Source organism: Streptomyces sp. NPDC042638, assembly GCF_040647235.1.
Taxonomy (GTDB): Bacteria; Actinomycetota; Actinomycetes; order Streptomycetales; family Streptomycetaceae; genus Streptomyces; species Streptomyces rameus.
Map to the genome: position 1 here is coordinate 1 of NZ_JBEZBT010000011.1, position 14,591 is coordinate 14,591.

The 14,591-nt window shown below is 72.5% G+C and carries 12 protein-coding genes and 1 pseudogene; 6 read left to right on the plus strand and 7 right to left on the minus strand.

Translation table 11 applies throughout. The annotated features are described in order from the left end of the window. Positions 1–156 precede the first annotated feature (156 nt). Positions 157–491, plus strand: a pseudogene (locus AB0B40_RS11870) (IS5 family transposase); the annotation flags it as partial. Between the two features lie 366 nt (positions 492–857). Here AB0B40_RS11870 and AB0B40_RS11875 read toward each other — a convergent pair. Together AB0B40_RS11875 and AB0B40_RS11880 are read right to left on the minus strand one after the other, a co-directional pair. After that, entirely contained in the window at positions 858–2,216 is a 1,359-nt protein-coding gene (locus AB0B40_RS11875; RefSeq protein ID WP_345046345.1) for a hypothetical protein, read from the minus strand. Positions 2,217–2,826: 610 nt separating this feature from the next. After that, positions 2,827–4,140, minus strand: coding sequence for a helix-turn-helix transcriptional regulator (locus AB0B40_RS11880; RefSeq protein WP_345046346.1), 1,314 nt, complete (start codon positions 4,138–4,140; stop codon positions 2,827–2,829). Between the two features lie 500 nt (positions 4,141–4,640). On the opposite strand from AB0B40_RS11880, the gene AB0B40_RS11885 reads away from it, so the two are divergent. From AB0B40_RS11885 to AB0B40_RS11905, 5 genes are all read left to right on the plus strand, one after another. After that, a complete protein-coding gene (locus tag AB0B40_RS11885) occupies positions 4,641–5,048 on the plus strand; it encodes a helix-turn-helix transcriptional regulator (protein WP_345046347.1) in 408 nt (135 codons plus the stop codon). A 671-nt stretch (positions 5,049–5,719) separates the two neighbouring features. Then, entirely contained in the window at positions 5,720–6,565 is an 846-nt protein-coding gene (locus tag AB0B40_RS11890) for a hypothetical protein (RefSeq protein ID WP_362263815.1), read from the plus strand. After that, entirely contained in the window at positions 6,562–8,043 is a 1,482-nt protein-coding gene (locus tag AB0B40_RS11895; RefSeq protein ID WP_362263816.1) for an NADH-ubiquinone oxidoreductase-F iron-sulfur binding region domain-containing protein, read from the plus strand. Before AB0B40_RS11890 ends, AB0B40_RS11895 begins: the two co-directional genes overlap by 4 nt. A gap of 153 nt (positions 8,044–8,196) precedes the next feature. After that, the gene (locus AB0B40_RS11900; protein WP_362263817.1) at positions 8,197–8,919 is read left to right on the plus strand and encodes a dienelactone hydrolase family protein; all 723 of its coding nucleotides are present in this window, start codon (positions 8,197–8,199) and stop codon (positions 8,917–8,919) included. Between the two features lie 211 nt (positions 8,920–9,130). Beyond that, a complete protein-coding gene (locus AB0B40_RS11905; protein WP_345046353.1) occupies positions 9,131–9,871 on the plus strand; it encodes a 3-oxoacyl-ACP reductase family protein in 741 nt (246 codons plus the stop codon). A gap of 267 nt (positions 9,872–10,138) precedes the next feature. Here the strand turns inward: AB0B40_RS11905 and AB0B40_RS11910 are convergent, their stop codons facing one another. The 5 genes from AB0B40_RS11910 to AB0B40_RS11930 all read right to left on the minus strand — a co-directional run bounded on the left by AB0B40_RS11910 (position 10,139) and on the right by AB0B40_RS11930 (position 14,542). Then, a complete protein-coding gene (locus tag AB0B40_RS11910; protein WP_362263818.1) occupies positions 10,139–10,717 on the minus strand; it encodes an SRPBCC family protein in 579 nt (192 codons plus the stop codon). A gap of 104 nt (positions 10,718–10,821) precedes the next feature. After that, complete coding sequence (locus AB0B40_RS11915) at positions 10,822–12,189, minus strand: carotenoid oxygenase family protein (protein WP_362263819.1); 1,368 nt, start codon at positions 12,187–12,189, stop codon at positions 10,822–10,824. Positions 12,190–12,234: 45 nt separating this feature from the next. Then, a complete protein-coding gene (locus AB0B40_RS11920; RefSeq protein WP_345046357.1) occupies positions 12,235–12,675 on the minus strand; it encodes an SRPBCC family protein in 441 nt (146 codons plus the stop codon). Next, the gene (locus AB0B40_RS11925; protein ID WP_362263820.1) at positions 12,624–14,069 is read right to left on the minus strand and encodes an MFS transporter; all 1,446 of its coding nucleotides are present in this window, start codon (positions 14,067–14,069) and stop codon (positions 12,624–12,626) included. The genes AB0B40_RS11920 and AB0B40_RS11925 overlap by 52 nt, the downstream gene beginning before the upstream one ends. A 17-nt stretch (positions 14,070–14,086) precedes the next feature. Continuing rightward, the gene (locus AB0B40_RS11930; protein WP_362263821.1) at positions 14,087–14,542 is read right to left on the minus strand and encodes an SRPBCC family protein; all 456 of its coding nucleotides are present in this window, start codon (positions 14,540–14,542) and stop codon (positions 14,087–14,089) included. Positions 14,543–14,591 lie beyond the last annotated feature (49 nt).

Below are 14,591 nucleotides of genomic sequence, written 5' to 3' on the forward strand. Positions count from 1 at the left end.
GCCTTCCAGACGGACCCGATTCGGAAAGGTTGATCACGACATCACACAGGCCCTAGGTGACCGCGGCGGTGCTGTGACCGGTGCGGCGCATGACATCGACTAGGTTCCGTCTGGTCGATCATGTGACTATCACCCGCTCTGGTCGTTGGGCCAGACATGGGGCGGGGAGATCTCACGGATGCCGAGTGGGAGCAACTGCGGCCGTTCCTGCCGGTCAGCAACAGGCGTGGTGGCCGGTGGCGGGATCACCGGCAGGTGATCGACGGGATCCTGCACCGGGTGCGGACCGGGTGCACTGGCGTGATCTGCCCGAGCGGTTCGGACCGTGGAAGACGGTCTACGAGCGCCACCGGCTGTGGTCGGCCGACGGGACCTGGGAGCGCCTGCTCCAGCAGGTCCAGGCGGAAGCGGACGCGGTCGGCGACATCGACTGGGACATCTCAGTGGACTCCACCATCGTCCGGGCCCACCAGCACGCGGCCAGCGCCAGGACCGATCCGCTCAAGCACGCCAGAGCCGTCGCAACTCGGTACGACAAACGCGGCTACGTCTATCTCGGCACTGTCACCGCAGCCGCCCTCGTCATCTGGCTCCGCACATGATCGGCCGGACGGAACCTAGGCGGCCTGGGTGCTCCCGAGGGGCCGGTGCGGCCTTCGGCGAGCCGCCGCGAGGCCGGGACGACCGGGGATGCTCCCGCCCGGGCTGCGGCGGCCTTCGACGAGCCGCCAGGAGGCCAGGGGCGGGCTGGGGTCCTCCCACAGGGAAGGGCCGACCAGGGGTGCTCCCGCCGGGACTGGGGCGGTCTACCGCGAGCCGCGGCGGGGCCTGCCGCGGCGGCGGATCGCCGGCGGGCGTCATATTCGCAGGCCGGGCGCCGGGCTGGGCGGCGGGGCCGTCGCGGGTAGTGGGCGCAGCAGTGCCTCCTCCAGGACGCCGTCGAGGGCCAGGTGGAGTAGGGACGGCTCCACGCCAGCCTCGCGGCACCAGCGCAACGACAGCGCGAGCGGCACGCCGCGTTCGGAGCGCAGCCGCGTCAGCTGGCGCGCGGCCTCACCCGGCCGGTCCGAGAGCGCGCCGGGTCGTAGCAGCCGGTTGCGTCCCCGCCTCAGCACCTTGAGGAAGGCGTCCCGTTCCTCGGTCATGTGGACCCAGGAGCGCGCCGACAGTTCGGGAAACCCGAGGGGCGCCCGGTACACGAATTCCGCGGTGGCGATGACCGAGGTCAGTAGAGCGGGCGGGAGGCCGTGCACCGCCAGTTCCGTGCCGATCATGCGGATCAGCCGGCGCAGGACGTACGGGCCGCCGCGGGGCCCGGGTGCCATCCCCTCACCGAGCAGCAGCGAGGCGGCGCTCGAGACGTCCGCGAGGAAGACGGGGCTCGGGCCCGCCGCTCCGCCGGCCGCGGCCAGCAGGTCGGCGATGCCCGCGCTGAGCGGGCCGAGCAGTGCCGGCACGGGGGTCCTCGGGCCGCCCGGCGCCGGCGACCCGCCGCGGACGCTCTGTATCAGCGCGTGTTCGGAGACGATCATCTCGAACAGCGGCCGGCGCAGGGCCGTCACATGTCCCGCCGTCCGCCGGCGCTCCACGAACTGGATGTGGGCGACCGAGACATGACACCCGCAGGGGCACAGGCCGTCGCAGTGCGCGAACACCGGCCCCCTGGACCGGCGCCGCAGCGTGAGGCACGGCCCCAGCTCGGGATCCATGCGCACCGGCGCGTCCGGCAGCCGGGCACCGCACATGAGGCGCCCGGGCTCGACACCGAGCCCGCGCAGCGCGGTCATGACGGGCACGCGGTCCTGTGGCTCCGCCCGGAACACGAACGTCAGTTCACCGGTCGGGGTACCGGCCTCCCGCAGCGCGTCCAGGACGTCGCACAGCGCCTGCTGGTAGGGGCGTACGCCGGTCCAGACGGCTCCGACCGCGCGTTGGACGCTCGGCGGCGAAGCGGGGGGCAGCGAGGCAAGGCGGCTGGTGTTCAGCACCCATTGGAGGACGACGGCGCCGCCCGGCTCCGGCCGGGGATGACCGGTCAGGAATCTGCGCCACGCCGGTGCCGCCACCGAGGTGAAGAGGGTCGTGCCACCGTCCCCGGCGAGCAGGGGCCCCGGTGGGAGCCGGCGGTAGCCGAGCCCTACCAGACATTCCGCGAACGCCAGCGCGGCCCGCGGGACCGCCCCGGCCGTTCGCCCCTGCGGCACGCTCTCGCGCACGCCCACCACTCCCCGTTTTCAGTTCACAGCACAAAACTTAACTGCCTGTCACAAAGACTAGTGACAGCCAAGCCATTCCTGCATCTGTTTTTTTGCCCTGCCCAACATGAGGAGTTTCATCCCGTTTTGACCCTTCACCAAAAGGCCACCAATACCCCACAAATCCGGGCGACACGCCCTTCTCGTTCCACTTAATTCTGGCATTGACCATCGAGTCACGTCGTGTCAGCATCTGGGTTCAAGGCAGTCAAGTGAGTCACAAAACGAGTCACGGACCAGCTGCCGGTGGGAACTGAGCACTTCAGTCACACCTGAAGAGATACGTCGGGGAGGACCAAAAATGATCCGCTTGAGGCGCTTTTCGGTAGCCGCTGCGCTTCTGCTGTGTGTCGCCACACTGGGGGCGTCCGCGACACACGGCGGGCAGTCGGGCGAGTCCGGATCGCCGGCCGGCAGCACCACCGTGATCGCGGCGCCCGCACCCGACGAGCCCCCGAACGACCGTGACATCCCGCTCTGCTGCTGACGGCGGCCCTCAAACGCCCGGGGGCGGCAGAGGCGTTCCTTCCCCTGCCGCCCCCGGGGCGGTCATATCCCTTCCGCGCCGTGCCTACGTGCGCGACGTCAGCTTCTGGCCCGTCAGGAAGGTCTCCCGGTGCCCCATGCACCGCATGCTCTGCCGGTACGCCCACACCGCGCGTTCGTCCTCGCCGCAGAGCCTCAGGATCTCGGCCAGCTCGGCCCAGGCGAACGCCGCCTGGCGATTGGCCTCCGACGCCTCCAGCATCAGGGCGCCCCGCTCGTAAGCCTCCTGGACGGACTCCCGGTCCCCGAGCGCCAGCCGGGCCGCGGCCAGCACCAGATGGTTGCGGGCGCTCTGCAGCCGGTGGTCGGGACCGAGCAGTTCCAGGGCCCGTTCGGCGTGGTCGATCGCGGCCTCGGCGTTGCCGAGGCGCAGTTCGGCCTGCGCGAGGGCGGAGAGGCAGTACGCGACGTCCACGCTGCTGCCGACCTCGCGCAGGCTCGTGAGGCTCTGGCCGAGCACGTCACGGGCGACCTCCGGCTGCGCCGTCTCCGACTGCAGGAGCACCATGGCGTAGGCGTTGCGCAGCCGCGCCAGCGCCCGCTGGTCCTCGCCCTCGGCGTAGATGGCCAACGCCTTCTCGATCAGGGTCAGGGCGTCCGCGGTGTTGCCGTTGCGGTGCATGACCACGCTGGCGTTCCAGTACGCGGCGCCCAGTGCCCGGGAGTCCGTGACCGTGCCCGCCTGTTCGATCGCCTTGGCGGCGAGGTACGCCGCCCGATGCATGTCACCGCGCTCCATGTACACGCCCACCAGGGTGGAGAGCAGTTCGACCCCGATGACGGTCGGCCCCAGCTGGAGCTTCTCCAGCTCGACGAGGGTGGCCTCGGCCACCTCTATGGCGTGGGACAGGTCGCCCAGCTCCCGGTAGCACCGGCACAGCGCGATCACGGTGGGCAGACGCGGCACCAGGTCGGGACGGTCCAGGGAGGCCGAGTGCAGGGATTCGTAACGGGCGACCGCCTCCTCCAGCCGGCCGGCGTGCTCCAGCGAACGGGCCATGCCGTGCTCCGCCTTGTACCAGGCCTCGGGACGGGCGGCGAGGCTCACCTTCTCCTGGAGCGCGCGGTACGCCTCGAACGCCGCGTTCGAGTCCCCGTTGTTCAGGGCCAGCTCGGCGTATTTGAGCTCCACCTGGAACTCGTTGACCGGCATGTCCGCTGGGGCGCCGGTCAGGTCGGACGGTTCACAGCCGAGCCGCTTGGCCAGCTGCGCGAGCACGTCCGTCGACGGCGCCCGCTTGCCCGCCTCCAGCAACGAGATGTAGCTGGCGGACAGGTCACCGCCCGCGAGGTCGGCCTGGGACATTCCGGCGGCCCGACGCAGGCGTCGGATTCGCACACCGACTTCACCCGAGTTCTTCACACCTGCTCCTCGGCTACTTTGACGGGCATTACCAGGGAGTCAACTTTAGCTCAAACCCTTGGGGGCCGGGGAACCGATTTCCTATGCCGGCACTCCGGCGGAGGCCGCCGCTCCGGGTTCGTCACCGACTGTCTTCAGGATCATCACCCCAGATGGACGGTCCGTGGAAGTGGCGACCCGGCGCGAGGGGACCCGGTCGGCCCGGTGGCCCTATTTCGCTGCCAACGGTCACGGTTGAGGCCCGGGATGGTTATTGACAGCAGTCACCCTCCCAGTCACCTCCGCAGTCATCCTCCGCCTGCCCTAAATGCGCATCCGAAAGGACGGGGCATCACCCCTCGCCCGCCCGAACCGCCTACAGCCCCTCAGCCCCTCGCCCCCGCCGGCCTTCCTCACGCCCTGCGGGAACCGCCACGTCCGCGCCGCGTACGCCCGGCCGTCGCTTCACACCAGACCACACCGACCAGGGGAGCCCCGTGTTCAGCTCGCCGAACCCCACACCTCTGCGCCGCAACAGCCTCCGGATGCCCGGCGGCGAACAGCCGTCCATCCCCGTACGGCCGACCGTGGAGGAGAGGCTCGCCGCGGTCATGCCCCTCGACGAGCGCCAGCGCAGGCTGGTGGCTCTGCTGCTGGCGGGCCACACGGACGCGAGCGCGGCCGGCCGGCTCGGCGTCAGCCCCCGCACGGTGACGAACATCCTGCGCTCGCTCATGGACAGGCTAGGGGTCGACAACCGGTTCCAGCTGGGGGTGGCCCTGGGCAGCCGGATGCGTACGCCCGAGCGCACGAACCACCCGCCCCGGCCCGTCGCGAGGCCGGGCGAGCCGGTGGCGGAGTTCGGCGTCCGGATGCCGTCGGCCCGCCGCGAGGCCGGTATGTAGCCCCCGCCCCGGCCGGTAGCGCCGAGAGCCGGCCGGGCGCCGACAACGATGTCGTACGTTCTCGCCCGCTCGCCTCCGCGCCGGTCAGCGGCGGCGTCGGCTCCGGCGCCCGGTGCCCGGCGCCCGGCACGGATGAGCTGTTGCGCCACGACGTGGCCCGAGCCGCCGCCGACACCCGGGCCGGGATGTGTGGAGGCGCCGATGTGCCACAGACCGCGCACCGGTGTGGCGTGCCGGCGGGCGCTGGGCAACGGACGCCACAGCAGGTTCTGGTCGAGCTCTGCGGAGCCCCCATGAGTGTCAGCGCCACGCGCCATGGCACCTGCGCACCGAGCCTCGGCGGCCGGCGCGTCGGCGCCACGGCTCGGCCCTGGTGAAGCCGCTCACACCGCTCACCTCGTCTACTACGCGGGACCGTAGGAGGCGGGCCCGCGGCGCGCGGCCGGGAAAGCGGCGCCGCCGCAGGGCCCTATACGGTCGCGGGTCGTAGGCGGGTCCGTCGTCGCTGGTCGGGCGTGGGCTAAGAATGGGCGACGTCGTGCAGCGCGGGCGACGTCGTGCAGCGCCGCCGGTCCCGGACCGGTGGTGCCATCCGCCGAACTGGGCACGTCGGGCCGCTCACCGGTCCGGTCCTGCGGACACGTGATCCAAGCCATGGAATGAGGTGTCCTGTGTCCAGCCATGTCCTGCTCGCCGATCTTTCCGTCGGCGCCGCGTCGACCGCGGCGACCAGCCGGATGATGACCTTCCTGGACTACTTCGCCGGTGTCTTCACCCTGCTCTCGCTGACCGCCGCGATGGTGTGCGGGCTCACCGCGACCGACCGGCTGGTACTGACCCGTCGGCTGCGGGTGGCCATGCAGTCGGTGCACCGGGCGACTGCCGTGACGGCGGTCGGCTTCCTGGCCGTCCATGTCGCGGTCAAGGTCGCCGAGCGGCACGCCGGCCCCCAGGCCGCGGTGCTCCCGTTCACCGGCGGCACTCTCTTCGCGGTCAGCCTGGGCACGGTCGGTGCCGACCTGCTCCTCCTGGTGGCGATCACCGGTGTGCTCCGCGGCCGGTTCGCCGGCAGCAGGCACCCGTGGCTGTGGAGGGTGCTGCACTCCACGGCGTACGTCTGCTGGCCCATCGCACTGGCGCACGGGCTGTCTGCGGGGCGCCGGGCGCACGCGTGGGTCCTGTGGGGCTACGGCCTGTGCGCGGCCGTGGTGGCGCTCGCTCTGCTGGTCCGCGCCTTGTCGTACCTCGGATACCGCCGGTCCCTGAGGCTGCGCCGGCGCGACTCCAGGGCGTACGAACCCGCCTCCGTGCACCCTGCCGCCCTCGCCGGGCTGTCGGCGCCGTCCACACCCTCCGTCTCCGCCTCCCGCCCCGTGACCTGCGCCGCCCGGCCCGCGGCTCCGGCGGGAGCGGGCCACAGGCCCGCGCCGAGCACCGGTCCTGCCCGGCCGCCCAGGCACGCCGCTGAGCCGGAGCTCCGTCCGCTGCCCCTGGCCCGGCCCGGGAGCGGCTGGTGAGGGGCCCCGAGCTGGAGCTGCCGGCGGTGCGCCGGCTCGGGACCGCCCGGCTCACTGCCGGACTGAACCGTCACCGGAGGCTGGACCTGGCCGCGCACCGCCGCGTCCACCCGCCGCTTCCCCCGCTGGACCGGGACGGTCTGCTCGCCCTGGCCGAGGCCGTCGCCCTGCGCGGTCGCGGCGGCGCCGGCTTTCCCTTCGCTCGCAAGGGCCGGGCCGCCCTGGCCGGCGCGGACCGTCTCGGCGTGCCGCCCGTCGTCGTGGTGAACGGTGCCGAGGGCGAGCCGCCCAGCGCCAAGGACAAGATGCTGCTCGCCCGCGCGCCGCACCTGGTGCTTGACGGTGCCTGCCTCGCGGCGGCCGCGTTCGGCGCCGAGGAGATCGTGATCGGTGTCACCGCGGGCAGCCCCGGCGAGATCTCGGTCCCCGCCGCCCTCGCCGAGCGCGAGCTGCCCTGCCCGGCCCGGACCGTCTGTCTGCCCGAGCGTTTCGTCTCCGGCGAGTCGGGGGCCCTGATCCGGGGCGTCAACGGCCTGCCGGTGGCGCCGACGCCGCTGAAGGGCCGCGCGGCCCATGGCGGAACGGCCGGCGTGCGCCGCCGCGCGACGCTGCTCTCCAACACCGAGACCTGGGCTCAGCTCGCCATCGCCGCCCGCCTCGGCCCCGACGCTTACGCCTCTGTCGGCACCCTCGCCGAACCGGGCACCATCCTGCTCACCGTCAACCGGTCGGGCGCCGCTCCGCTCGTGGTCGAGGCCCCGGCCGGGACCGCGCTGGGCCCGATGCTGGACGCCTGCGGCCTCGAGCCGGGCGCGGGCGTCCTGGTGGGCGGCTACCACGGTGCCTGGTTGCGCCCCCTGGACGCCGTCGGCGCGCCGCTCTCCCGTGCGGGACTCGCGGCCCTGGGCGGTGCGCTCGGCGCGGGCGCGATCGTCACGCTGCCGCACGACACCTGCCCGCTCGGCGAGATCGCCCGGGTCACGGCCTGGCTGGCGGCCGAATCCGCCGGCCAGTGCGGCCCCTGCAAGCGGGGCCTGCCCGCCGCCGCCGAGTCCCTCGCCCTGCTCGCCGCCGGCGCCGCCGAACCGGGGGTGCTCGATGATGCCCGGCGTGCCCTCGGCGCGGCCCAGGGCGGTGGGGCTTGCTCGCACCCGGACGGCACGGCCCGCTTCGTCCGCACCGCGCTCGACGTCTTCGCCGATGACCTGGACGCCCACCTCTCCGGTTCCGGCTGCGGCCGCCCGGTGCACGGTGTACTGCCCCTTCCCCGGGTGGCGGGCGCCCGGCTGGAGGTGGACTGGTCCCGCTGCTCCGGCCATGGCCTGTGCACCGTGCTGGCCCCCGACGTGATCCGCCTCGGCCCGCACGGGTACCCCACCTCCACCTCCGTGCCGGTCGCTCCCTGGCAGGAGCACGCCGCCCGCCGCACCGTCAACCAGTGCCCGGCGCTGGCCCTGCGCCTGCGGCGCACCGCTTGATCCGTCCCTACCGGGTCCGGGTGGGGAGAGGACGACCCGGGCTCGTCCCCCGTACGGCCGGCGCGTAGGGAGCGCTCGGCGGGCAGGCGCTTCGGCTCTGCTGACGGCTAATACCGGCCCGACCGGGCTCGACGATCACTACCGTCGGATGACATGACGATCACCACACGCACGGTCGAGTATCCGGCCGACGGCCTGACGATGATCGGGCACCTCGCACTCCCGGCCGGGGCCGACCGCCGACCCGCGGTCCTGATCGGGCCCGAGGGGATCGGACTGAACGACTTCCAGCGCCGCCGGGCCGACGCTCTGGCTGAGCTGGGGTACGTGGCGCTGGCCTTCGACATCAACGGCGGGCGCTGGTTCACCGACCCCGACGAGATGCTGGCGCACGTGACCCCGCTTCTGGCCGACCCCGACCGGATGCGGGACATCGGCCACGCGGCGCTCGACGTGTTGCGCGCCGAACCGCGGACCGACCCCGACCGGATCGCCGCTGTCGGCTACGGCACGGGGGGAGCGATCGCGTTGGAACTCGGGCGCGACGGCGTCGACCTGCGCGCGATCGGGACCGTCAACGCCGTGACCACGGGCCGGCCGGGCGAGGCGGCGCGCATTCGCTGCCCGGTGTGGGCCGGGGTCGGGTCGGAAGACCCCATCATGCCGCCGGCGCAACGGGCCGCGTTCACCGCCGAGATGCAGGCCGCGGGCGTCGACTGGCGCCTCGTGGTCTACGGCGGAGCCCTGCACGCCTTCCACCACCCACAGGTCGACCACACCGTGCGTCCCGGCGTCGGCCACCATCCACGGCACGCGGAGCGAGCCTGGCGCGACATCGTCGGCCTGCTCGCCGAGTGCCTGCCCGTGACGGAGTGAGCTGGAGCGACACAGCCCCTGGGAACCGAGCCGCACCGCTCGTCGGTCGCGGATCCCGTCGACGTCGATCAGGAGACGGCGCGGGCCGCGGAAGATCTGGTTGCGGCGGTAGAGGTCCGCGCCGACATGCGTGCCGCCGGCCGACGTGACGGGCGAGCGCGCGGTCCGATTTGCGCCAGCGTCCGGCGGCGACCGACGAAATGCTCGCCTCATGAACCGACTCGAAGGACATGTGGTCTTGGTGACCGGTGGAAGCCGTGGAATCGGCGCCGCGGTGGCGTTGCGGCTGGCCGAGGAGGGTGCCGATGTGGCCCTGACGTACGAGAACAGCGCGGAGCGCGCCGCGGGGGTGGTGGAACAGATCAAGGCGGTCGGCCGCCGAGCGGTGGCCGTCCAGGCCGACAGCGCGGTTCCCGACAGGCTGACCGCGGCGGTGGAGGAGACCGTCGAGACGTTCGGCAGACTGGACGTCCTGGTCAACAACGCGGGGGTCTTCCTCGTCGGCCCGCTGGAGGACATGAGGGCGGAGGAGATCGACCGCACCCTGGCGGTGAACGTCCGGGCGCCGCTCGTGGCGTCCCAGGCGGCGGCGCGTCACATGGGCCAGGGCGGCCGCATCATCAGTATCGGCAGCAACGTGGCTGAGCGCGCGGTCTTCCCGGGCATGACCCTCTACGCGATGAGCAAGACGGCACTCGTCGGCATGACCAAGGGGCTGGCCAGGGAACTCGGGCCGCGCGGCATCACCGTCAACCTGGTGCACCCCGGCCCCACCGACACGGACGCCAACCCCGCCGATGGTCCCAACGCGTCGGCGATAGCCGGATTCACCGCGCTGGGCCGCTATGCGGCCGCACCGGAGATCGCCGCCACGGTCGCCCACCTGGCCGGCGCGGACGCCGGGTACATCACCGGAGCGGTGATCGCCGTCGACGGAGGTTTCACCGCCTGACGGGCGAACTCGGTGGCGGTATCCGGTCGGATGCCCGGCGCCGAGCGAGAGCGGTCACCGCCTGATCACCGGGGACCGGCTCTCTCCCCCGCCGGTGCTGCGCCCATCGCCGACGGCAGCACCGGCACGGGCCTCCCGTGCACGACGGGCTCGATCGACACGGCCCGCGTTCGGCCACCGGCCGCGTCGGCGGGCGCATGCGCGACGTGACTCGAGTGGCTCTTTCGGCCGGCAGTGCCCGGCGGCTCCTTCGGCCCCGGTGACGGGCTACTTCGCGGCCTGGGCCTCGGCCTCGTGTCGGAGGTTGTCGACCCAGTCGTGGAGGGATTTGTCGAGGGCGGCCTGGAGGACGGCCTGGTTGGCGACGACGGGCTCTCCGGTCCACGACTCCTCGGTGTGGACGAGGACGCCGTCGCGGGTCGGCGTGAACGTCCACACGTGCACGGCGGTGATGCCCTGGGCGGGGCCGCCCCAGACGAGGCGCTTGCCGGGTCTGACCTGCTTGACGGTGGAGGTGATGTCCAGCCCCTCGGTGCTCCAGCGGAAAACCGAGCCGGGGCGCAGGCATCCGGGGGTGTCCTTGACGACCCTCTCCACGCCGGGCTGCCAGGCGGGCCACTTCTCGACATCCGTCTGGATCTTCCAGATGGTGCGCAGGGGGGCGTGGATGAGGATGTTCTCCCGCGTGATGACCGGCGCGGTCTGATCGATCTGCACGTCAGCGGTGTGCGCGGCGAGGCTCTCGCCCGAGGTGGTGGGCCTGTCGTCGGTGAGGGCGTGGGCGGTGCCGGAGACGGCGAGGACGAGCACGGTGGAGGCGGCGGTGAACCTCGCCACGGTGAACATACGCACGATGCTTGGCCTTTCGAGGAGATTTCAGGGATTTCAGGGAACGGGTGGTGGGTGCGGGCCCGGCCGGGAGGGGCGGCCCCCCGGCCGGGGCGGCGGGTTCAGCTGTCGGAGGCGTCGGTGCCGGTGTCGGTGTCCGGGATCCAGGAGCCGTGGATGCCGCCGGTGACCCGTCGTGGCAGGTGGACGGTGGCGATCCGGTCGAGGCCGGAGGCGTCCAGGACCAGGAGTTGGGAGGCGTCCTGCTTGAGGTCGGAGACGACGGTGAGCAGATAGCCGTCGTCCTCGCGGGTGGCTCCGGCGGCGGGCACGAACACGGCCTCGCTGGGCAGGCGGGCGTCCCCGGCCTGGTGGACGCGGCGGGCGCCGGTGGTGCGGTCGTACTTGACGATGCCGTAGCCGCCGTAGCCGTCCTGGTCGGGGAAGGAGACCGCGTACTGGTAGCGGTTCTCGGCGCCGAGGAAGTCCTCGTTGAGCGTGGGGAACTCGACGGCGAGGTCGTCGGTGATCCGCTCGTCGACGCGGCCGGCGGCCAGGTCGATGACCCAACGGCGGTTGTAGGAGCGCGTGTTGGGCTCCGTGCCGCGGCCGGGGGCGCCGACCCACCAGTTCCAGGAGAGCTGGAAGCCCTCCCTGTCCACCGTCGGGCCCTCCAGCACGATGCGGCCCTGGGCGTCCTCGTAGGCGTTGCCGGCGTGCAGCATGTTGCCCGGCTCGATGGGGAACCAGCGGACCTCACCGGCGCCCTCCGGGCCGCGGGGCATGACGCCGATCCGGGCGGGCTGGTCGTCGTTCCAGGAGTACGGGATGCCCGAGTGCTCGGTCGGGTCGAAGGTGACCGTGCCTTCGACGAAGACCACGTAGTGACGTGTGAGCGCGAAGTCGTGCTTGAGGGAGGCGGTGGCTCCCGGCACCTCGAAGCTGTGCGTGACCTGGCCCTTGGCGTCGGCTACGTAGTACATCAGGTACGGCGGGAACGGCGAGGAGCCGAAGAAGTGCAACTCCCCGGTGACCGGGTCGGTCTTGGGGTGCGCGGTCATCGCGCTGCGCAGCTTGCCGTCGAAGTCGTAGGCGCCGACGGTGTCCAGGTCCCGGGTGAGTTCGAAGGGGAGGTTCGCCTCGCACAGGGCGAGGAGGCGCCCGGCGTGTTCCACGACGTGGGTGCCGGCGGTGCTGGCGGTCAGGTCGGGGCCGTGCTCGGTGAGGTAGGGGGCGCCGTCCAGGGCGGGGGTGCGGACCCAGCGGTTGCGGTACCACTCGGCGCGGCCCTCGCGCAGGCGGATGCCGTGGACCATGCCGCTGCCCTTGAACCAGTGGGTGGGGGTGACGCCGGGCTTGGGGTTGTGGCTGTTGCGGATCAGCCGGCCGGTCAGCTCCGGCGGCAGGCTGCCCTCGACGGTCAGACCGGTGGCGGTGATCTCGTCGACGGCCGGGGTGTAGTGGCCGATCAGGTAGGGCTTGGTGGACATGTGTGAACCTCGTCGCTCGGTGGTGTCGGTGCTGGTGATGGTCGGTCAGGCGTGCTGCTCCGCACGGGACTTGAGGGCCACGAGCCAGGACTGGAGGGACTGTTCGAGGGCTTGGCCGAGTTCTTCGACGGCGGCCTCGACGGGGGCACCGGCCCAGGACTCCTCGGTGCGGACGGTCACCTGGCCGCCGTCGGCTTCGAAGGTCCACACATGGACGCCGTCGATGCCGTTCGCGGGGCCGCCCCAGACGATCCGGGCGCCGGGGACGATCTCGTAGAGGGTGGAGGTGATGTCCAGCCCGTGGGTCTTCCAGCGGAAGGAGCTGCCGGGCTGGAGCGGGCCGTCGAGCCTGGCCTCGTCGACGTGCGTGTTCCACTCGGCCCAGGCGTCGATGCCGGTGTGCAGGTTCCACACCGTCTCCAGCGGAGCGTCGATCACGGTCGAGAGCCGGACGACGACGGGAGCGGATTCGTCGATGGTGCGCATGGTGCTTTCCCTGCTTTCGTGTTCGGACGGGTCAGAAGAGAGGCGAGAAGGGCGGTTGCCACAAGGACTGCGGCGGAGATGACGAACGCGGTGCGGTATCCCTCGGTCAGCGCCTCCAGGCGTGGCCGGTGGGCGGACGAGGTGACGGTTCCGGCGACGGTGGTCAGCACCGCGAGGCCGATCGCACCGCCGACCTGGCGTGTGGTGTTGACCAGTCCCCCGGCCACCCCGGAGTCGTCCTTGGCCACGCCTTCGATGGAGAGGGCGGTGAGCTGGACGAACGCGACGCTCAGGCCGAGGCCGACCAGGACGCTCGGGCCCAGGACATCGGTGACGAAGCTTCCGTGCACGCCGATGCGCGAGAGCCACAGCATTCCGGCGGCCTCGGTGAGCAGTGCTCCGATCACCGTGGCCGTGGCGCCGATCCGGCGTGCGATCCGCGGTGCGAGGGTCGCGCCGAGCATGTTCGCGGCGGCGAGGGGGAGTTGTCCGAGACCGGTGACCAGCGGGCCGGCACCGAGGACCTGCTGCTGGTAGAGCGGCAGGAAGAAGAACAGCGCGATCCATACCGAACCGAACAGGCCCATCAGGACGTTTCCTGCGGTCACCCGGCCCCCGGCGAACAGCCTGGACGGCACCAGCGGGTGGCTGCTGCCCCGTTCGATCAGGACGAACGCCGCCCCGAGGACGGCCGCGAGCAGGAAGGCGCCGAGTACGGGGCCGTCGGTCCACCCGGCGCTGCGGGCGGTGGTCAGCCCCCACACCAGACCGGTCAGCGCGAGGCCGATCGCGGCGGTGCCGGGGAGATCGAACCGAGCCGCCTCCGCTGCCGCGGTCTGTGGGACGAGGACGGCTGAGGCGCCCAGGACCAGGTACGTTCCGACAGCGACCGCGTGGAAGATCCATGGCCAGCCCCACGCCTGGTTCAGCACGCCGCCGAGGACGACCCCCGCCGCGCCTCCGGCTCCGGACACCGCGCCCCAGATACCCAGGGCCCTGCCCCGCCCCGGCCCCGGCGGGTAGAGGTCCATCACCAGGGCGAGGGCCGCCGGGGCGACGACCGCGGCGCCGGTCCCCTGCACCGCGCGGGCACCGATGAGGACGGCGGGCGACGTCGCCAGTCCCGCTGCCGCCGAGGCCGCCCCGAAGAGCGCGAGGCCCGCGAACAGCACCCGGCGGCGTCCCAGCAGGTCCGCTGCTCGCCCGCCGGCGAGCAGCAGGGCTCCGAACGCCAGGCCGTAGGCGTTGACCACCCAGGTGGTGCCGCCGTCCGACAGACCGACGCCGTCGCGGATCTGGGGCAGCGCGACGTTCACGATCGACGTCGCGAGCATGACGGTGAACTGCGCGGCGGCCAGGGCGGTGAGGGCGGCGCCGCGGGATCGCTTGCGCATGGCGGACTCCACAGCGGTCATCGCGGTTTCTCCGCGGCGGTCTTGAGGTGGCCGAGCCATTGGGCGAGGGAGTCGTCGAGCGCCTGCCGGATGTTGGCGGCGTCGGCCCGCACCGGGGCGCCGTCCCACGATTCCTCGGTCGTGACGAGGGTCGCGGCGGGGCCGGACGAGGTGAGCGTCCACTGATGTACGGCGACGATGCCCTGGGCCGGGCCGCCCCAGAGGATGAGGCGGGGCGCCTCCATCGCGTAGACGGTGGAGGCGATGTCGAGGGCCGCGGTGCGCCAGTGGAACGTCGCGCCCGGCGTCAACGGCGTGCGGGCGCGTGCGGAGACGATGTCGGGCTGCCAGGACGGCCAGGCGGGCACGTCGGTCAGTAACCCCCAGACCGCGGTGGCGGGAGCTCTGATCGTCAGTTCGTGGCGGGCGACGACGGGGGCGGCGCGGTCGATGCCGGCGGGCGGGTTGTCCATGCGGCCGAGTCTGCTGTGGCGAGACCCGGCCGCTCTTCGGTGAAAGTCG